The 18,118-nt window shown below is 71.6% G+C and carries 19 protein-coding genes and 1 pseudogene; 19 read left to right on the top strand and 1 reads right to left on the bottom strand.

The window, feature by feature from the left end; translation table 11 throughout:
- The first annotated feature begins 44 nt into the window (after positions 1 to 44).
- The 18 genes from BGM09_RS33060 (at position 45) to BGM09_RS32975 (ending at position 17,018) form a co-directional block, all read left to right on the top strand.
- On the top strand, positions 45 to 1,052 hold the full coding sequence (locus tag BGM09_RS33060; protein ID WP_188285429.1) for a sugar ABC transporter substrate-binding protein: 1,008 nt from the start codon (positions 45 to 47) through the stop codon (positions 1,050 to 1,052).
- On the top strand, positions 1,049 to 2,098 hold the full coding sequence (locus tag BGM09_RS33055; RefSeq protein ID WP_411158393.1) for an ABC transporter permease: 1,050 nt from the start codon (positions 1,049 to 1,051) through the stop codon (positions 2,096 to 2,098). The genes BGM09_RS33060 and BGM09_RS33055 overlap by 4 nt, the downstream gene beginning before the upstream one ends.
- Entirely contained in the window at positions 2,095 to 2,952 is an 858-nt protein-coding gene (locus BGM09_RS33050; RefSeq protein ID WP_188285428.1) for an ATP-binding cassette domain-containing protein, read from the top strand. Before BGM09_RS33055 ends, BGM09_RS33050 begins: the two co-directional genes overlap by 4 nt.
- A complete protein-coding gene (locus tag BGM09_RS33045; protein ID WP_188285427.1) occupies positions 2,949 to 4,088 on the top strand; it encodes an ROK family glucokinase in 1,140 nt (379 codons plus the stop codon). Before BGM09_RS33050 ends, BGM09_RS33045 begins: the two co-directional genes overlap by 4 nt.
- Positions 4,085 to 4,720 (top strand): hypothetical protein, encoded by a 636-nt coding sequence (locus BGM09_RS33040; protein WP_223187937.1) that lies wholly within the window; start codon positions 4,085 to 4,087, stop codon positions 4,718 to 4,720. The genes BGM09_RS33045 and BGM09_RS33040 overlap by 4 nt, the downstream gene beginning before the upstream one ends.
- 121 nt (positions 4,721 to 4,841) lie before the next feature.
- On the top strand, positions 4,842 to 6,113 hold the full coding sequence (locus BGM09_RS33035) for an alpha/beta fold hydrolase (protein ID WP_188285426.1): 1,272 nt from the start codon (positions 4,842 to 4,844) through the stop codon (positions 6,111 to 6,113).
- 121 nt (positions 6,114 to 6,234) lie between these two features.
- A complete protein-coding gene (locus BGM09_RS33030; RefSeq protein ID WP_317452986.1) occupies positions 6,235 to 6,867 on the top strand; it encodes an MBL fold metallo-hydrolase in 633 nt (210 codons plus the stop codon).
- 49 nt (positions 6,868 to 6,916) lie between these two features.
- Positions 6,917 to 7,696 carry an exodeoxyribonuclease III gene (locus tag BGM09_RS33025; protein WP_188285424.1) on the top strand — a complete coding sequence of 260 codons (780 nt, stop codon included), beginning with the start codon at positions 6,917 to 6,919 and terminating at the stop codon, positions 7,694 to 7,696.
- A gap of 96 nt (positions 7,697 to 7,792) precedes the next feature.
- On the top strand, positions 7,793 to 8,233 hold the full coding sequence (locus tag BGM09_RS33020) for a DUF6278 family protein (RefSeq protein WP_188285423.1): 441 nt from the start codon (positions 7,793 to 7,795) through the stop codon (positions 8,231 to 8,233).
- A gap of 175 nt (positions 8,234 to 8,408) precedes the next feature.
- Positions 8,409 to 8,660 (top strand): TfoX/Sxy family DNA transformation protein, encoded by a 252-nt coding sequence (locus tag BGM09_RS33015; protein ID WP_188285422.1) that lies wholly within the window; start codon positions 8,409 to 8,411, stop codon positions 8,658 to 8,660.
- An 8-nt stretch (positions 8,661 to 8,668) separates the two neighbouring features.
- A complete protein-coding gene (locus BGM09_RS33010; protein ID WP_188285421.1) occupies positions 8,669 to 9,412 on the top strand; it encodes an amino acid ABC transporter ATP-binding protein in 744 nt (247 codons plus the stop codon).
- Between the two features lie 17 nt (positions 9,413 to 9,429).
- Positions 9,430 to 10,395 carry a glutamate ABC transporter substrate-binding protein gene (locus BGM09_RS33005; RefSeq protein ID WP_188285420.1) on the top strand — a complete coding sequence of 322 codons (966 nt, stop codon included), beginning with the start codon at positions 9,430 to 9,432 and terminating at the stop codon, positions 10,393 to 10,395.
- 16 nt (positions 10,396 to 10,411) lie between these two features.
- Positions 10,412 to 11,056, top strand: coding sequence for an amino acid ABC transporter permease (locus tag BGM09_RS33000; RefSeq protein WP_188285419.1), 645 nt, complete (start codon positions 10,412 to 10,414; stop codon positions 11,054 to 11,056).
- The gene (locus tag BGM09_RS32995) at positions 11,053 to 11,895 is read left to right on the top strand and encodes an amino acid ABC transporter permease (protein ID WP_188285418.1); all 843 of its coding nucleotides are present in this window, start codon (positions 11,053 to 11,055) and stop codon (positions 11,893 to 11,895) included. The genes BGM09_RS33000 and BGM09_RS32995 overlap by 4 nt, the downstream gene beginning before the upstream one ends.
- A 210-nt stretch (positions 11,896 to 12,105) precedes the next feature.
- Entirely contained in the window at positions 12,106 to 13,989 is a 1,884-nt protein-coding gene (locus BGM09_RS32990) for a transketolase (protein WP_188285417.1), read from the top strand.
- Entirely contained in the window at positions 13,986 to 15,146 is a 1,161-nt protein-coding gene (locus BGM09_RS32985; protein ID WP_188285416.1) for a cation diffusion facilitator family transporter, read from the top strand. Before BGM09_RS32990 ends, BGM09_RS32985 begins: the two co-directional genes overlap by 4 nt.
- A gap of 20 nt (positions 15,147 to 15,166) precedes the next feature.
- Complete coding sequence (locus BGM09_RS32980) at positions 15,167 to 16,210, top strand: SGNH/GDSL hydrolase family protein (protein WP_188285415.1); 1,044 nt, start codon at positions 15,167 to 15,169, stop codon at positions 16,208 to 16,210.
- Positions 16,211 to 16,265: 55 nt separating this feature from the next.
- Positions 16,266 to 17,018, top strand: coding sequence for a ZIP family metal transporter (locus tag BGM09_RS32975; RefSeq protein WP_188285414.1), 753 nt, complete (start codon positions 16,266 to 16,268; stop codon positions 17,016 to 17,018).
- Here the strand turns inward: BGM09_RS32975 and BGM09_RS32970 are convergent.
- Positions 16,987 to 17,763 carry a hypothetical protein gene (locus tag BGM09_RS32970; protein ID WP_188285413.1) on the bottom strand — a complete coding sequence of 259 codons (777 nt, stop codon included), beginning with the start codon at positions 17,761 to 17,763 and terminating at the stop codon, positions 16,987 to 16,989. The two genes, BGM09_RS32975 and BGM09_RS32970, sit on opposite strands and share 32 nt — an antisense overlap.
- A 109-nt stretch (positions 17,764 to 17,872) precedes the next feature.
- On the opposite strand from BGM09_RS32970, the pseudogene BGM09_RS32965 reads away from it, so the two are divergent.
- A pseudogene (locus BGM09_RS32965) lies at positions 17,873 to 18,118 on the top strand (hypothetical protein); the annotation flags it as partial.

Raw genomic sequence — 18,118 nt, 5'->3', positions numbered from 1 at the left:
CCGGCAGTAACAGGAACCGCAGGGAAAGGCAGGGCCTCGTGGCGATGGCAAGGGCAGGAACACGGGTGGTGGGCGCGCTGCTGGCGGCGGTGCTCGGCGCGGTCTGCCTGGCCGGGTGCAGCAGCACCGGCGGCAAGCGCGCGGAGGACCGGGCCAAGCAGGCCGCGGCCAACGGCTCCGCCGTCAACACCCCGCACTGGACCTTCGCGATGGTCACCCACTCCGGCGCGGGCGACACCTTCTGGGACATCGTCCAGAGCGGCGCCAAGCAGGCCGCCGACAAGGACAACATCAAGTTCCTCTACTCCAACAGCGACCAGGCCAACGAGCAGTCGCAGCTCGTCCAGGCCGCCATCGACCAGCACGTGGACGGGCTGATCGTCACGCTCGCCAAGCCCGACGCGATGAAGGCCGTCGTGCTCAAGGCGGAGAAGGCCGGTATCCCGGTCATCACGATCAACTCCGGCTCGCAGGAGTCCAAGGAATTCGGCACGCTCGGCCACATCGGCCAGGACGAGACCATCGCGGGCCGCGCGGTCGGCGACGAGCTGAACAAGCGCGGCAAGAAGCACGCCCTGTGCGTGCTCCACGAACAGGGCAACGTCGGCCACGAGCAGCGCTGCGCGGGCGCCAAGGCCACCTTCTCCGGGACGATGGACAACCTCTACGTCGACGGCACGAACATGCCGGACGTGCAGTCCTCCGTCCAGGCCAAGCTCCAGGCCGACAAGAGCATCGACTCCGTCGTCACCCTCGGCGCTCCCTTCGCCGCCACCGCGGTCAAGGCCAAGGCCCAGGCGGGCTCGTCCGCCGAGGTCGACACCTTCGACCTGAACGCGCAGGTCGCCGCCTCCCTCAAGGCGGGCGCCATCGGCTTCGCGGTCGACCAGCAGCCGTACCTCCAGGGCTACGAGGCCATCGACCTGCTGTGGCTGTACCGCTACAACGGCGACACCCTCGGCGGCGGCCAGCCCGTCCTGACCGGGCCGCAGATCGTCACCAAGGACGACGCGGAAGCCCTGCTGTCGTACACCAAGCGGGGCACCCGTTGAGCACCCCGGAACTTCTCGTGAGCCCGGTGGACGACGAGCGGCTGGCGCCGAGATCCGTCGTGCGCGCCCTGCTGGCCAGGCCCGAGCTGGGCTCCGTCGTCGGCGCGGTCGCCGTCTTCGTCTTCTTCTCCGTCGTCGCCGACGCCTTCCTGCGGGCCTCCAGCCTCGGCACGGTGCTGTACGCGTCCTCCACGATCGGCATCATGGCCGTCCCCGTGGCGCTGCTGATGATCGGCGGCGAGTTCGACCTGTCGGCCGGTGTCCTGGTGACCAGCTCGGCGCTGGTCTCCTCGATGTTCAGCTACCAGATGACCGCGAACGTCTGGGTCGGCGTCGGAGTGTCGCTGCTGGTCACCCTCGCCATCGGCTTCCTCAACGGCATCCTGCTCGTGCGCACCAAACTGCCCAGCTTCATCATCACGCTGGGCACCTTCCTGATGCTCACCGGCCTCAATCTCGGCTTCACCAAGCTCATCAGCGGCACCGTCTCCACCAAGACGATCGCCGACATGGAGGGCTTCCCGACCGCCCGCGACCTGTTCGCCTCGCACTGGACGCTCGGCTCCGTCGACCTCCAGGTCACCATCTTGTGGTGGCTCGGCCTGGTCGCCGTGGCCACCTGGGTGCTGCTGCGCACCCGCGCGGGGAACTGGATCTTCGCCGCGGGCGGCAACGCGGACGCGGCCCGCGCGGTCGGCGTCCCCGTCGCCCGTACCAAGATCGGCCTGTACATGGCGGTCGCCTTCTGCGCCTGGATCTCGGGACAGCACCTGCTGTTCTCGTTCGACGTGGTGCAGTCGGGCGAGGGCGTCGGCAACGAGTTCCTGTACATCATCGCGGCCGTCATCGGCGGCTGCCTGATGACCGGCGGATACGGCAGCGCCATCGGTTCGGCGGTCGGCGCGTTCATCTTCGGCATGACCAACAAGGGCATCGTGTACGCCCAGTGGAATCCGGACTGGTTCAAGTTCTTCCTCGGCGCGATGCTGCTGCTCGCGACGCTGCTGAACGCCTGGGTCCGCAAGCGGGCGGAGGCCGCGGCATGAGCGCAGAACCCGTCCTCGACAAGGTCCCCGCGCCCGCCGGCGCCCCGCTGGTCGAGCTGACCGACGTCTCCAAGTCGTACGGGAACGTCCGCGCGCTGCGGGAGGTCTCCCTCGAAGTGCGGGCCGGGGAGATCACCTGCGTCCTCGGCGACAACGGCGCGGGCAAGTCCACCCTCATCAAGATCATCGCCGGACTGCACCAGCACGACACGGGCAGCTACGCCGTCGAGGGCGAGGACGTACGGCACAGCTCGCCGCGCGAGGCGCTGGACCGCGGCATCGCCACCGTCTACCAGGACCTGGCGGTCGTCCCCCTGATGCCGGTCTGGCGGAATTTCTTCCTCGGCTCCGAGCCCACCCTCGGCCGCGGCCCGCTGCGCAGGCTCGACGTGGCCGCCATGCGCGCCACCACCCACCAGGCGCTGCTGCGGATGGGCATCGACCTGCGCGACGTCGACCAGCCGATCGGCACCCTGTCCGGCGGCGAGCGGCAGTGCGTGGCCATCGCCCGCGCCGTCCACTTCGGCGCGAAGGTGCTGGTCCTGGACGAGCCGACGGCCGCGCTCGGCGTCAAGCAGTCGGGTGTGGTGCTGAAATACGTGGCCGCCGCGCGCGACGCGGGGCTCGGTGTGGTACTCATCACGCACAATCCGCACCACGCGTATCTGGTCGGTGACCGGTTCATTCTGCTCAAGCGAGGCGCGATGTCGGGCAGCCACCTGAAGAAGGACATTACGCTGGACGAGCTGACCCGGGAGATGGCCGGGGGCAGCGAGCTGGACGAGCTGACCCACGAACTGATGCGCCGGACGACCACCACGCCACCGGCGACCGACCCGGAGACCTCCGCTTGAGTGCCAATCGTGAACGTGTGTACCGCGGCGGCGCCGCCAGGGCGACGGTGCTCCAGACCGTCGGCCGCCGCGAGCGGCGCTCGCATCTGACCGCGCCCCGCGTCCCCACCGTCGGTATCGACATCGGCGGCACCAAGGTGATGGCCGGGGTGGTCGACGCGGACGGGGTGATCCTGGAGAAGATCCGCACCGAGACGCCCGACAAGTCCAAGAGCCCCAAGGTCGTCGAGGACACCATCGTGGAGCTGGTCCTGGACCTGTCGGAGCGGCACGACGTGCACGCGGTCGGCATCGGGGCGGCGGGCTGGGTCGACGCCGACCGCTCGCGGGTGCTCTTCGCCCCGCACCTGTCCTGGCGCGACGAGCCGCTGCGCGACCGGCTCGCCGAGCGCCTGCTGGTCCCCGTCATGGTCGACAACGACGCGAACACCGCGGCCTGGGCCGAGTGGCGCTTCGGCGCCGGGCGCGGCGAGGCCGACCTGGTGATGATCACCCTCGGCACCGGCATCGGCGGCGCGATCCTGGAGGACGGCCAGGTCAAGAGGGGCCGCTACGGCGTCGCGGGCGAATTCGGCCATATGCAGGTGGTGCAGGGCGGCCACCGCTGCGCCTGCGGCAACCGCGGCTGCTGGGAGCAGTACAGCTCGGGGAACGCGCTGGTCAGGGAGGCCCGCGAGATGGCCGCCGCGGATTCCCCGGTCGCCTACGGGATCATCGACCGGGTCGGCGGCAGCATCGGCGAGATCACCGGACCGCTGATCACCGAGCTGGCCCGCGAGGGCGACGCGATGTGCGTCGAGCTGTTCCAGGACATCGGCCAGTGGCTCGGCATCGGGATCGCCAACCTCGCCGCCGCCCTCGACCCGTCGTGCTTCGTCATCGGCGGCGGCGTCAGCGCCGCCGACGACCTGCTGATCAACCCGGCCAGGGACGCCTTCCGGCGCAATCTCACCGGCCGCGGCTACCGGCCGGAGGCGCGGATCGCCAAGGCCGAGCTGGGCCCCGAGGCCGGTATGGTCGGCGCCGCCGACCTGGCCCGGCTGGTCGCCCGCCGCTTCCGCCGCGCCACCCGCCGCCGCGTCGAGCGGTACGAACGCTACGGCCGCGTCTACGGACGGCAGGGAGCCCAGTCGTGACCACCACACCCTTCGACCAGGACACCCTGGAGCCGGGCCCCGAGTCCGGCGGGGGACCGCCCGCGGACGGCGACGCGGGCCGGGCACGGCTCGCACCGCCGCCGCGGAACCCGCCGCGCTGGGTCCGCTGGACCGTCGTCCCGCTGCTCGTCCTCGTACCGATCGGGTACGTGCTGATCTCCGCCGAGCAGAGCCGGGACAGCGGGGTCACCAAGCAGAAGGAGGCGGCCCTCAGCCATCTGGAGCTGGCCGTTCCGACCATCCTCCAGCGGCAGATATACCAGCTGCCCTTCCCCGACGGCACCACGGGCCCCGGCTACCTGGAGACCAACTCCTGGGACACCAGCGCGCTGTACGTCCAGTTCACCACCACCTCCGGCGGCCTGGACACCTTCCTCGCGCAGGTCGGCAGCACCCGGAACGTGCTGCGCGGGGGCAAGGACGCGATCAGCGCCGCGCAGGCCGGGACGGCGGGCTGGGTCTTCCTCACCGGCCGTACGTATGTGGGCGTCAGCATGCACCAGGCCGGCGACAAACCGGACCGCGACATCGTGGTGGACCTCACCGACCCGGACGTCCCCACGGTGTACGCGGTCTCCACCGTCAACTTCCGGCACGGCTTCAAGGGATGACGGCGGCGGGGCGCCGATGTCAGGGGCGATGACAACGATGGCCCATGACAGCCCCCGCGGGCCCGCGGAAGCGGGCCACTCGGATTTCGGAAGCACACACTCCACTCGGTAGCGTGAGGCGATGAGCGACTCGACCGACGGCGATCTGGACCCGCGGCCCCCCCTTCAGCACCGCTTCGACGGCCCGGCCGACGCCCCCGTCCTGATCCTGGGACCGGCCCTCGGCGCCACCTGGCACATGTGGGACCGGCAGCTTCCGGCGCTCACCGAGCAGTGGCGGGTGCTGCGCTACGAGCTGCCGGGCCACGGCGGCGCGCCCGCGCACCCCGCGGCCTCGGTCGACGAGCTGGCCGCCCGGCTGCTGGCCGTCCTGGACGACGAGGGCGTCGACGTCTTCGGCTACGCGGGCTGCTCGCTCGGCGCCGCCATCGGCGCCCGGCTCGCGCTGCTGCGCCCCGACCGGGTCGCCGCCCTCGCCCTGGTCTCGGCCGCCGCGCGGTACGCCACCGCCGACGTGTGGCGGCAGCGCGGCGTCGTGGTCCGCGCCAACGGCCTGGACCGCACGGCGCTGGCCAGCCCCGAGCGCTGGTTCACCGGCCCCTTCCTCGCCACCCAGCCCGCGATCACCGACTGGGCCGTGCAGATGGTCAGGACCACCGACGCGGACTGCTACATCGCCGGGTGCGAGGCACTGGCCGCCTTCGACATCCGGGACGCGCTCGGCAGCATCAAGGTGCCGACGCTGGTGGTGGCGGGCGCCGACGACACCGAGACCCCGCCCGCCGACGCCCGGCTGCTGGTCGCCGGAATACCGGACGCCCGGCTCGCGGTCGTCCCGGCCACCGGCCACCTGGCGCCCGTAGAGGAGCCCGTGGCCGTCGGCGACCTGCTGGCGACGCACTTCGGCAGCGTGTGGACCGAGCCGGTGTCCGTGCCGACCGGCTCCGTCGCCGTACCCCCGGCCCCCGTCGTACCGCCGCAGGCCGTCGCCGCGCAGCCCGCCGCCGTGCCGCCCGACACGTACGAGGAAGGGCTGCGGATACGGCGCGAGGTGATCGGTGACGCGGAGGTCGACCAGGCGCTGGCCCGCGCCGAGGACTTCGGCGCCGGCTTCGACAGCTTCCTGACCCGCTACGCCTGGGGCGAGGTCTGGTCGCGGCCCGGCCTCGACCGGCGTACCAGGAGCTTTGTGACGCTGACCGCGCTGACCGCCACCGGCAGGCTGGAGGAGCTGGCCGACCACACCAGGGCGGCGCTGCGCAACGGCCTGACCCCGGCCGAGATCGAGGAGGTCCTGCTGCACACCGCGCTCTACTGCGGCCTGCCCGCCGCCAGGGCCGCTGTGGACACCGCGCGTACGGTGATCCGGCAGGAGACCGGGGCGCACCCGTAGCAAGCACCCCGTAGCAAGCACCCGTAGCAAGATGGAGGCGTGCCGGAAAACGCCCGGCACCCGAGGATTCCCAGTACCGAGTGTCAGAGAAGCCCAGAACGCGCTGCCGAGGACGGACCCTGTGAAGCTCACGAAGAAGCGCCACGCCTGCATCCGGCTGGAGAAGGACGGGCGCACGCTCGTCATCGATCCGGGCACCTTCAGCGAGGAGGACGCGGCGGTCGGCGCCGACGTCATCCTGGTCACGCACGAGCACCTGGACCACTTCAACGCCGACCGGCTGCGCGCCGGCCTCGAAGCCAATCCGGGCGCGGAGCTGTGGACCCTGCGCGCGGTGGCCGACGAGGTCTCCGCGGCCTTCCCCGGCCGCGTGCACACCGTCGGCGACGGCGACACCTTCACCGCCGGGGGCTTCGACGTCCAGGTGCACGGCGAGCTGCACGCCGTCATCCACCCGGACATCCCGCGGATCACCAACGTCGGCTACCTGATCGACGGTTCGCTCTTCCACCCCGGTGACGCGCTGACCCTGCCCGGCGCCGCCGTGGACACCCTGCTGCTGCCCGTGCAGGCCCCCTGGAGCAAGATCTCCGAGGTCATCGACTACGTCCGCGAGGTCAAGCCGCGCCGCGCCATCGACGTGCACGACGCGCTGCTGACCGACCTGGCCCGGCCGATCTACGACACGCAGATCGGCGGCCTCGGCGGCGCCGACCACCTACGGCTGGCGCCCGGCGACAGCACGCAGGCGTAGCAGCGCCGCCACCGGGTCACTGTCGGACCCAGCGGTTAGGTTGGGGGGCATGCGCATCGCGACCTGGAACATCAACTCGATCACCGCCCGCCTTCCGCGGCTGCTCGCCTGGCTGGAGAGCAGCGGCACCGACGTCCTGTGCCTCCAGGAGACCAAGTGCACCGCCGAGCAGTTCCCGCGCGACGAGCTGCGCGAGCTGGGGTACGAGTCGGCGGTGCACGCCACCGGCAGGTGGAACGGGGTGGCGCTGGTCTCCCGGGTCGGCCTGGAGGACGTCGTCGAGGGGCTGCCCGGCGGACCCGACTGGGAGGGCGTGCACGAGCCCCGTTCGGTCTCCGCGACCTGCGGCGCGGTCCGTCTCTGGTCGGTCTACGTGCCCAACGGCCGTGAGGTCGACCACCCGCACTACGCCTACAAGCTCCAGTGGTTCGAGGCGCTGCGCGCCGCCGTCGCGCGGGACGCGGCCGGTCCGCGGCCCTTCGCGGTGCTCGGCGACTTCAATGTCGCGCCGGTGGACGAGGACGTGTGGGACCTGTCGGTCTTCGAGGGCCAGACGCATGTCACCGCCCCCGAGCGCGCCGCGCTGGCCGCCCTGCGCGAGACCGGCCTCACCGATGTGATGCCGCGCCCGCTGAAGTACGACCGCCCGTACACGTACTGGGACTACCGGCAGCTCGCCTTCCCCAAGAACCGCGGGATGCGGATCGACCTGGTGTACGGGAACGAGCCGTTCGCCAAGGCGGTGGGCGACGCGTACGTGGACCGCGAGGAGCGCAAGGGCAAGGGCGCCTCCGACCACGCGCCGGTCGTGGTGGACCTGGAGGTCTGACCGGGGGGGGCGTAGCGGCGTGTGGGCGTTTCGGCCTACGGGTGCGGGCACGCGCGCCTGTGGTCGCGGCGGCACGGCAGGTGCGACGCTGACCGCATGGACATCCCCCTGATCGGCAAGTGGCGCAGAAGACACGGCGTCGCCCGCGGTTTCGCCGTGTACACCGACGCCGCCCCCGACGCGACCGGCGTCGCGGAACTGCTCGGCGAGTGCGAACTGCTGCGCGCCCGCGCCGCCGACGACGGGGTGGACCTGGACGACACGCCCGAATCCCTCGCCGCCCTCGACCAGTTGGCGCCGAGCTGGCGGGACGACGAAGAGGTGCTGTCGGACCTCGGCAACGACGCGGGCCTCTACCTCGGCACCGTCATGGTGCTCACGGTCCCCGACGCGGCGTGGGAGATCCTGCCCAACGGCCGTCCCGTGGTACGGCTCGCGTCCGGCCGTGAGATCGACACCGTGGAGATCGGCCACGCCTGGGCCGAGAGCGGCAGCCCCGAACTGTCCCAGGTGCTCGCGGAGTCGTCGGAAGACTGAGCCCGTACGGCGGTGCGGCTGTCACCCGATCCGGTGGTCATCACCACACAGTGGGGTGCGGTCCAGGGCGTGTCACCACGCGATGGCCGCGAAGGGCACTAGAGGACGTGCATGATGGCGCCGAAGGTCCCCCTTTTCGCACCAGTCCCCACCAGCTCGGTACCGGAGGCACGACGTGGACTCCCTTCAGCAGCTCCCGAACATCGGGTCGGTCCTCGCCGACCGCCTGCGCCGCGCCGGCGTCGACGACGCGGGCGAACTGCGACGGCTGGGCTCCGGCCGCGCCTTCGAGAAGATCCGGCCCGAACTGCCCGAAGACGCCTGTACGCACACGCTGCTCGCGCTGGAGGGCGCGCTGCGCGGCATGCGCTGGACCGCCATCCCGCAGACCGAACGCGACACCCTCGTCCATCGCGTGCTGGGCTGAGCGCGCGGATGACCCGGGAACCCCTGATCGTCCTGCGCGGAGTCAACAAGCACTTCGGCCCGCTGCATGTGCTCAAGGACATCGATCTGACCATCGGCCGCGGCGAGGTCGTCGTGATCATCGGTCCCTCGGGTTCCGGGAAGTCCACGCTGTGCCGGGCCATCAACCGTCTCGAACCCGTGGAGTCGGGCACGATCACCATCGACGGCGTGCCGCTGCCCGCCGAGGGCCGCGAGCTGGCCCGGCTCCGCGCCGACGTGGGCATGGTCTTCCAGTCCTTCAACCTCTTCGCGCACAAGACCGTCCTGCAGAACGTGATGCTCGCGCCGGTCAAGGTGCGCGGCCGGGGCAAGGCCGAGTCGGAGCGGCAGGCCCGCGAACTGCTGGACCGGGTGGGCCTGGTGGGGCACGAGGACAAGTTCCCCGCGCAGATGTCCGGCGGCCAGCAGCAGCGGGTCGCCATCGCCCGCGCACTGGCCATGAACCCCAAGGCGATGCTCTTCGACGAGCCCACCTCGGCCCTCGACCCCGAGATGATCAACGAGGTGCTGGAAGTGATGCGGCAGCTCGCCGAGGAGGGCATGACCATGGTCGTGGTCACCCACGAGATGGGCTTCGCCCGGTCCGCCGCGCACCGGGTGGTCTTCATGGCGGACGGCCGGATCGTCGAGGACCGGGTGCCGGAGGAGTTCTTCACCGCGCCGCGCAGTGAGCGCGCCAAGGACTTCCTCTCCAAGATCCTGCACCACTGATCAGCACCTGGACCGCCATGCGACGCACTCACCGGCCCGCCCGCCCGGCGCGCCCGGCGGCCGTGGCCCGGCTCGCGGCGGCGGCCGTCGTGACCGGGCTGGCCGGCCTGGCCGCGCTGACCGGGCTGGCTGGGCTGGCCGGCTGCGGCAAGCAGGGCAGCCCGCCCGCCAAGGGCCCCCGCGCCGACGCCCTGCCCGTCTACCGGGTCAGCCGCGACTTCTCGCTGCCCGCCTCCGCCACCTGGTCGGCCGCCCACCGGCGCGGCAGGCTCGTGGTCGGCGTCAAGGACGACCAGCCGTACCTCGGCGAGCGCGACCCGGCCACCGGCACGTACTCCGGTTTCGACATCGAGATCGCCAAGATGACGGCGGCCTCGCTCGGCTTCGCCGCCGACCGCGTCCAGTACAAGCCGATCGCCTCCGCCAACCGGGAGACCGCCCTGAGCAACGGCCAGATCGACTACTACGTGGGCACGTACACCATCAACGCCCTGCGCAAGAAGCAGGTCGGCTTCGCGGGCCCGTACTACCTGGCCGGGCAGGGCCTGTTGGTGCGCAAGGACGAGAAGGACATCAACGGGCCGCGGGACCTGAAGGGCAAGAAGGTCTGCTCGGCGGCCGGTTCCACCCCGATCCAGCGGATCGAGCGCGACTACCCGGACGCCACGCCGGTCACGTACGACACGTACTCGGTGTGCGTGGACAATCTGCTGACCTACCAGGTCGACGCGGTCACCACCGACGACTCGATCCTGCTGGGCTACGCGGCCAAGGCGCCGAACGAGATGAAGCTGGTCGGCAAGCCGTTCTCGAAGGAGCCGTACGGCATCGGTCTCGCCAAGGGCGACACGGCGCTGCGGGGCGCGCTGGACGACGCGATCGTGGCGCACGAGCGCGACGGCGACTGGAAGAAGGCGTACGCGGCGACGCTGGGTCTGTCCGGGGTCCCGGCGCCCGTACCGCCGCCGGTCGACCGGTACTGAGGGGGAGACACACCGCGTGAACGTCCTGACCGACAACTACTCGCTGTTCGGCAGGGGCTTGTGGGGCACCGTCCAGCTCACCCTGCTCGCCGGGGCGCTCTCGCTGGTCGTCGGGGTGATCGTCGCCGGATTCCGGGTGTCGCCCGTCACAGCGCTCCGGGCGTTCGGCACCGCGTGGGTGACGGTGCTGCGCAACACCCCGCTGACGCTGCTGTTCTTCGCGGTGCTGCTCGGTCTGCCGCGCTTCGGACTCGTGCTGCCCTTCCGGGTGTTCGCGATCCTGGCGCTGGGCGCGTACACCTCGGCGTTCATCTGCGAGGCGGTCAGGGCCGGGATCAACACCGTGCCGCTCGGCCAGGGCGAGGCGGCCCGCAGCCTGGGCATGACCTTCACGCAGACGCTGAGCCTGGTGGTGCTGCCGCAGGCCGCCCGCGCGGTGATCTCGCCGATCGGCTCCACGCTGATCGCGCTGGCCAAGAACTCCGCCATCGCCGGGTCCTTCTCGGTCACCGAACTGCTCGGCACGTACAAGCCGCTCAACGAACTGGGCTACAGCATCGTGTGGACCTTCGTCTGGATCGCCGTCGGCTATCTGATCGTCACCCTGACCATCAGCGCGGTCTTCCACGTGCTGGAGCGGAAGCTGGGGGTCGCGCGATGAGCGGAAGCAGCGCGCTGTACGACATTCCGGGGCCCAAGGCGCTGGCCAGGCACCGGCTGTACGCGTGGCTCACCACGGCGGTGCTGGCCGCGCTGGTCGGCTTCGTCGTCTACAAGCTGGTGGACACCGGGCAGTTCTCCGCGGTGAAGTGGCGGCCCTTCGAATACGCGGGCATCCAGCGGCTGTTGCTCAATGGCCTGGCCAACACGCTGAAGGCGTTCGGCTGGGCGGCGGTCCTCTCACTGGTCTTCGGCGCGGTCTTCGCCGCAGGACGGCTCTCCGACCACCGGCCGGTGCGCTGGTTCAGCACGCTGGTGGTGGAGTTCTTCCGCGCGATGCCGCTGCTGGTGATGATCTTCTTCATCTTCATCGCCCTCAAGCTGGAGCCGATGACGGCCCTGGTCATCGGCCTGACGCTGTACAACGGCTCGGTGCTCGCCGAGGTGTTCAGGGCCGGTGTCACCTCCGTGCCGCGCGGCCAGGGCGAGGCCGCCCTCGCGCTCGGCATGCGCAAGACGCAGGTGATGGCCCAGGTGCTGGTGCCGCAGGCGGCCCGCGCGATGCTGCCCGCGATCGTCAGCCAGCTCGTGGTGGCCCTCAAGGACACCTCGCTCGGCTACCTCATCACCTACGAGGAGTTCCTGTACGCGGGCAAGCTGATCGCCACCAACCTCGACTACGACCTGCCCTTCATCCCCGTCGTGATGGTGATCGCGCCGATCTACATCGGCATGTGCATGCTGCTGTCGTGGTTCGCCAACTGGCTGGCGAACCGTGAACGGCGCAGCCCCAAGGTCAAGGACATGCCGGTCACGGTCGCCGCACCGCCGGAGATCTGAGCCCGACGCTCCGCGTGCCTGCCGCGCGGTGGCCCACCACGTGGGGTTACCGAAGGTAATGTGCGGGCGTATTACGCACGGGTAACGATTGATGGGGAAGGCGCGACGCCTCAGGCCCGGCGTGCCGCGCCGCGGCCCTGTTTGTCCGCCCAGGCTCCGGGCAGCCGCAGGGCGGGGAAAGAGCAGCGAAGAGTACGGAGAGAGGGCGCCATGACCGACCTCACCACGCACGCCACGGAACCGGCAGAACTGGCAGATCCGGCAGAACTGCGTGAACTGGCCCAGCAGTTGAGAGTCGACGCGGTACGCGCGGCCGACGCCGCCGGGTCCGGCCACCCCACGTCGTCGATGTCCGCGGCCGATCTGGCCGCCGTCCTCTTCGCCCGCCATCTGCGCTACGACTTCGACCGCCCCGGCCACCCCGGCAACGACCACCTGATCCTGTCCAAAGGCCACGCCTCACCGCTGCTCTACGCCGCCTACAAGGCCGCGGGCGCCATCACCGACGAGGAACTGCTGACCTTCAGGAAGCTCGGCAGCCGCATGGAGGGCCACCCCACGCCCCGGCTGCCCTGGGTCGACGTGGCCACCGGATCGCTCGGCCAGGGGCTGCCGATCGGCGTCGGCGTCGCGCTGTCCGCCAAGCGCCTGGAGCACCTGCCCTACCGCACCTGGGTGCTGTGCGGGGACAGCGAGCTGGCCGAGGGCTCGGTGTGGGAGGCGTTCGAGCACGCCGGAATGGAAGGTCTCGACAATCTCACCGCGATCCTCGACGTCAACCGGCTCGGCCAGCGCGGCCCCACCCGGCACGGCTGGGACCTGGGCGCCTACACCCGCCGTATCCGCGCCTTCGGCTGGAACACCGTCGAGATCGACGGCCACGACATCACCGCCGTGGACGAGGCGATGACCACCGCGCGCACCAACCGCGGCGCGCCCACCGCGATCATCGCCAGGACCCGCAAGGGCCGTGGCGTCGCCGCCGTCGAGGACCGCGAGGGCATGCACGGCAAGCCGCTGCCGGACGCCGAGGCCGCGATCCGCGAGCTCGGCGGCGTACGCGACCTGCGGGTCCACGTACGCCGCCCGCCGGACGCCGAGCGGCGCGAGCGCGGCGGGGACCCGGCCGCCGCGCTGCCGGAGTACCGGATCGGCGAGGAGGTGGCCACCCGTACCGCCTTCGGCGAGGCGCTGGCCGCGCTCGGCACCCGGCGCGGGGACGTCGTCGTGCTGGACGGCGAGGTCGGCGACTCCACCAAGGCCGAGCTGTTCTCCAAGGAACACCCCGAGCGGTACGTGGAGTGCTACATCGCCGAGCAGCAGCTCATCGGCGCCGCGGTCGGCTTCGGCGTACGCGGCTGGACGCCGTACGCGGCCACCTTCGCCGCGTTCCTGACCCGCGCGCACGACTTCCTGCGGATGGCCGCGGTCAGCCGCTCCGACCTCAACGTCGTCGGCACGCACGCGGGCGTCGCGATCGGTGAGGACGGCCCGTCCCAGATGGCGCTGGAGGACCTGGCGATGATGCGCGCGGTGCACGGCAGCACCGTGCTGTACCCCTGCGACGCCCACCAGACGGCCAAGCTCGTCGCCGCGCTGGCCGACCGCACCGGCGTCGGCTATCTGCGCGCCACCCGCGGCGCCACCCCGGTGATCTACGGACCCGAGGAGGACTTCCCGATCGGCGGCAGCAAGCTGCTGCGCGAGCACCCCGAGGACCAGGTCACCCTCATCGGCGCGGGCGTCACCGTGCACCAGGCGCTGGCCGCCGCCGACCGGCTCGTCGCCGACGGCATCCGCGCCCGCGTGCTCGACCTCTACTCGGTCAAGCCCGTCGACACCCAGGCGCTGCGCGCCGCCGCGCGGGACACCGGCCGCTTCGTCACCGTCGAGGACCACCACCCCGAGGGCGGCCTCGCCGACGCGGTCCTGGAGTCCTTCGGCAACGGCCACCCGATGCCGCTGCTCACCCGCCTGGCCGTCCACACCATGCCCGGCTCCGCCACCCCCGAGGAACAGCTCCACGCGGCGGGCATCGACGCCGACGCCATCGCCGCCGCGGCCCGCACCCTGATCGGGCACACACACGAATGAGTGGAGAGCACACCCTGACCAGCACCGACCAGGACCTCGGCAGCACCGGCCCGGAGCGCTCCGGGCACACCGGCACGGGCGAGACGGAGACAGGCGACACGGAGGCAGGCGGTAAGGAGACAGGCGACACGGACACCCGTCGTACGGCCTCCGGACCGCCGCGGCCCGGCGCGGACGACCCCGGCGGCGAGCGCGACGAGGGCACCAAGGGCGCGGTGCTCGTCGCGCTCGGCGCCAACCTCGTGATCGCCGCCGCGAAGACCGCCGCGGGCCTGTTCTCCGGATCGCCCGCGCTGCTCTCGGAGGCCGCGCACTCGGTGGCGGACAGCCTCAACGAGGTGTTCCTCCTGCTGTCGCTGCGCCGCAGCCGCCGCGCCCCCGACAGCGACCACCCCTTCGGCTACGGCAAGGAGCGCTACTTCTGGTCGCTGCTCGCCGCCGTCGGCATCTTCGTCCTCGGCGGCTGCTTCTCCTTCTACCAGGGCGTTCACGCGCTCGGCGGTACGCAGGACGAGTCCCGCAGCGGATACGTGGCGGGCCTGGCCGTCCTGCTGATCGCGCTGCTCGCCGAGGGCGGTTCGCTGCTCAAGGCGGTGGTCCAGGCGCGCCGCTCCGCCGAGGGCGCCGACGACCCGGCGCTGCGCACGGTCCTCGCCGAGGACAGCACCGCCGTGATCGGTGTCCTGTTCGCCGCCGCCGGCATGGTCGTCCACATGACGACCGGCAACGCGCTGGGCGAGGCCGTCGCCTCGATGGCGATCGGCGCCCTGCTGATGGTCGTCGCGTTCACCCTCGGCCGCACCGCCCACCACCAGCTCATCGGCGTCTCGGTCGACCCCGAACTGCGCGACGGCATCCGCGAACTGCTCCTGGGGCAGACGGAGATCGACACCGTCGAGGAACTGCTCACCATGCGCCTCGGCCTGGACTCCACGCTGGTGGCCGCCAGGATCGACCTGGTGGGCGGCCTCGACAGCGAGCGGGTCGAGGAGGTCAGCCTGCGCATCCGGCGCGACATCCACGCCAAGTGGCCCACCGCCGACCGCGTGTTCCTCGATATCACCGACGCCGGAACGGAACGTGAAGCCCGAACGACGCGGGACCGACGGGCCATTGACAGCGATGGCGGCACACCCGAGCCTGATCATCGTCAATGACGACACCAGGGGAGGGCTCGATGGCCGCAGGTCTGGGCAACGCACACGGCACCACCGGCGACAAGGACACCGAAACCGGGAGCGTACGGGGCAGGACGTCCGGCAGGCGCACCGCCGTCACCGTGGCCGCGGCCCTCGGCGGGGCGCTCGCGCTCACCGCCGCCACCGTGTCGCCCGCGGCGGCCCACTCAGGAGGACGCCCGCCCTCGCACGGGCACCCGGCACCGGCCGTCCACTACGTCGCGCTCGGGGACTCGTACACCTCCGGCCCGGTCATCCCCACCCAGGTCGACGCCAACTGCGCGCGCTCCGACCGCAATTACCCGTCGCTGGTGAACGACGCGAACGCCTTCGCGTCGTTCACCGACGTGAGTTGCAGCGGCGCCACCACCGCCGAGATGTGGAAGCCGCAGGGCACCAACGGCCCGCAGCTCGACGCCGTCCACCGGGACACGACGCTGGTCACCGTGCAGATCGGCGGCAACGACGTCGGCTTCGGCCCGATCATCGCCACCTGCGCGGGGCTGAGCGTCACCGACGTCACGGGCAGCCCGTGCAAGGACCACTACCGGGCCACGGGCGTCGACCAGCTCACCGTGACCATCCTCAAGACGGCCCCCAAGATCGCCCAGGTGCTGCGCGCGGTCCACAGCAGGGCGCCGCACGCGAAGGTCGTCCTGGTCGGCTACCCCGACCTGCTGCCCGACGACGGCGTGGGCTGCTTCCCGTCCGTGCCCTTCGCCGCCGGGGACTTCCCGTATCTGAGGGACGTGGAGAAGAAGCTCAACGCGATGCTGCGGGTCGAGGCGCTGCTCGGCGGGGCGCGCTACGTCGACACGTACAAGCCGACCGTCGGCCACGACATGTGCAAGGCGCCCGCCGACCGCTGGATCGAGCCGCTGGCCCCGGCGTCACCGGCCGCGCCCGCGCACCCGAACGCCAAGGGCGAGCAGTCGATGGCCCAGGCGGTGCTGAGGACGGTCGGGACGGCCGCACCGCATACGGTCGTCACGCCGTACGGGAACCCGTGGCACGGCGGTATCGGCAACGGTCACGTTCGGTAAGGCTCGGGGGTACCCCTGAGTCGCGGGCGCGCCGGGCGTCATGGATCATGACCTCATGCCGGTCCTGATAGCCGCGTGCGCGTTCGCGATGACCTTGGTGGGCGGGTTCGTCGCCCAGCGCATCGGCGACCGCAGGCACCTCGTCCTCGGCCTCGCGGCCGGTCTGATGCTGGGCGTCGTCGGCTTCGACCTGCTGCCCGAGGCGCTGGACATGCAGCCGCGGGACGTCTTCGGCGTCCCCGCCGCGCTGCTGATGTTCGTCGCCGGCTTCCTGGCCCTGCACATCGTCGAGCGCTCGGTGGCGATCCACCGGGCGCACGAGGGCGAGTACGCGCCGCACGCGCACGGCCACGGGCACGCCCACGCCCCGGTCAAGGGCATCGGCCTCACCGCGGGCGCCGCGCTCGTCGGGCACAGCGTCATGGACGGCTTCGCGATCGGCGCGGCCTTCCAGGCGGGCAGCACCGTCGGCATCGTGGTGGCCATCGCGGTCGTCTCGCACGACTTCGCGGACGGTTTCAACACGTACACGATCACCCGGATGTACGGCAACGACCACAGCCGGGCGCGGCTGCTGCTCGGCGCCGACGCGCTGGCGCCGGTGGCGGGCGCCTCGGTCACCCTCGCCTTCACCATCCCGGCCGGCGTCCTCGGCCTCTACCTCGGCTTCTTCGCGGGCTTCCTGCTCTACCTGGCGACCTCCGACATCCTCCCCGAGGCGCACAGCCCGCACCCGTCGACCTCGACGCTGCTGTGCACGGTCGGCGGAGCGTCCCTCATGTGGCTGGTGATCGGTCTGGCGGGATGACCTTGCCGCCCTTGGGCGTCTTCGGCGCCGTCGTCGCGGCCTTGGTGACGTCCGCGACCAGTTCCACCACGTCGGAGCCGTACGCCTGCGAATTGACCACCTTCAGCAGCAGGCAGAAGGTCGCGTCGGCGCCGTGCTTGCGGGCCAGGCGCACCTGGTGCCTGGCCAGGTAGCGGACGGCGGCCTGGTTGGCGATGCCGCGCTGGCCTGAGGAGAGGAAGACCGGGCGGTCGTTGCCCGAGTCACGGGCGGCGGCCAGCCGGGCCAGCAGCACGTACTCGACGGCGCCCTTCTCCATCCGGTACGTCTCGCCGCCGACGCCGATCGCGCCCTGTTCGGGACCCGGCGCCGGGTCGGTGTCGATCTCGACGCCCGGCAGCATCGAGCGCAGATGCGCGGCCAGCCGGAGGTTGGCGGCCGGGCCGCCTATGCAGAATTCGGTGCGCGCGCCGAAGCCCTGCCAGGCCGTGTCGTGCGCCAGCACCTCGGCGTGCGCCCCGCACTCCTTGATCACCGCGGCCAGTTCCAGCAGCGCGAAGGCGTCGTGCCTGGCCAGGCTCCAGCCGCGCGAGCCGGGGTCGCGCGGCACCACCAGCAGGCACTCGGAGTCCTTCGGCAGGCCGAAGAAACGCTGCTTGCGCTGGAGTCTGCGGCTGAGCAGATAGGTGCGCGCGAACCAGCCCAGGGCGGCGCCGATGGCGAGGGCCACCAGGCCCAGGACGAGATTGCGGAGGTCGTCGCTCATGGCGCGGCATCGTAGCGGTGTTCGACCCACCGCGGGGATACGCGGTCCTGACGGGACAGGAGAGGTGAAGTTACTCTTCCGGGACGCCCGTTGAGTGGAGGACTCCGCAATGCGACGCACAAGTGACAGCAGTGGTGGCGACACCAGTCTCCGTAGCAGTCCTGGCGGTGCCCCCGGCGGCGCTCGGGACAGGGCCGCGGGCACGAGTCCGGACAGCGGACCGTACGGCGGTCCGGGCGCGTCCCGTACGGCCGTCCGCGGGTCCCGCGCCCGCAGGACCGCCGTACGCGCGATCGCCGCGCTCGCCGTCACCGCGGCGGTGGCCGGGGTCACCGCGGCGGCGCCCGCCGGGCAC

Origin of the sequence: Streptomyces sp. CBMA29, assembly GCF_014596445.1 — a bacterium.
Classification (GTDB): domain Bacteria; phylum Actinomycetota; class Actinomycetes; order Streptomycetales; family Streptomycetaceae; genus Actinacidiphila.
Note: the sequence above shows the minus strand (reverse complement) of the source record. Positions and strands in the feature narration are given on the sequence as shown.

What these genes read in the sequence shown, in the direction of transcription:
- BGM09_RS33060 (WP_188285429.1), top strand. Translation starts at nt 45, where the DNA reads ATGGCAAGGGCAGGAACACGGGTGGTGGGCGCGCTGCTGGCGGCGGTG.
- BGM09_RS33050 (WP_188285428.1), top strand. Translation starts at nt 2,095, where the DNA reads ATGAGCGCAGAACCCGTCCTCGACAAGGTCCCCGCGCCCGCCGGCGCC.
- BGM09_RS33035 (WP_188285426.1), top strand. Translation starts at nt 4,842, where the DNA reads ATGAGCGACTCGACCGACGGCGATCTGGACCCGCGGCCCCCCCTTCAG.
- BGM09_RS33025 (WP_188285424.1), top strand. Translation starts at nt 6,917, where the DNA reads ATGCGCATCGCGACCTGGAACATCAACTCGATCACCGCCCGCCTTCCG.
- BGM09_RS33020 (WP_188285423.1), top strand. Translation starts at nt 7,793, where the DNA reads ATGGACATCCCCCTGATCGGCAAGTGGCGCAGAAGACACGGCGTCGCC.
- BGM09_RS33010 (WP_188285421.1), top strand. Translation starts at nt 8,669, where the DNA reads ATGACCCGGGAACCCCTGATCGTCCTGCGCGGAGTCAACAAGCACTTC.
- BGM09_RS33005 (WP_188285420.1), top strand. Translation starts at nt 9,430, where the DNA reads ATGCGACGCACTCACCGGCCCGCCCGCCCGGCGCGCCCGGCGGCCGTG.
- BGM09_RS32995 (WP_188285418.1), top strand. Translation starts at nt 11,053, where the DNA reads ATGAGCGGAAGCAGCGCGCTGTACGACATTCCGGGGCCCAAGGCGCTG.
- BGM09_RS32990 (WP_188285417.1), top strand. Translation starts at nt 12,106, where the DNA reads ATGACCGACCTCACCACGCACGCCACGGAACCGGCAGAACTGGCAGAT.
- BGM09_RS32985 (WP_188285416.1), top strand. Translation starts at nt 13,986, where the DNA reads ATGAGTGGAGAGCACACCCTGACCAGCACCGACCAGGACCTCGGCAGC.
- BGM09_RS32980 (WP_188285415.1), top strand. Translation starts at nt 15,167, where the DNA reads ATGGCCGCAGGTCTGGGCAACGCACACGGCACCACCGGCGACAAGGAC.
- BGM09_RS32975 (WP_188285414.1), top strand. Translation starts at nt 16,266, where the DNA reads ATGCCGGTCCTGATAGCCGCGTGCGCGTTCGCGATGACCTTGGTGGGC.
- BGM09_RS32970 (WP_188285413.1), bottom strand. Translation starts at nt 17,763, where the DNA reads ATGAGCGACGACCTCCGCAATCTCGTCCTGGGCCTGGTGGCCCTCGCC.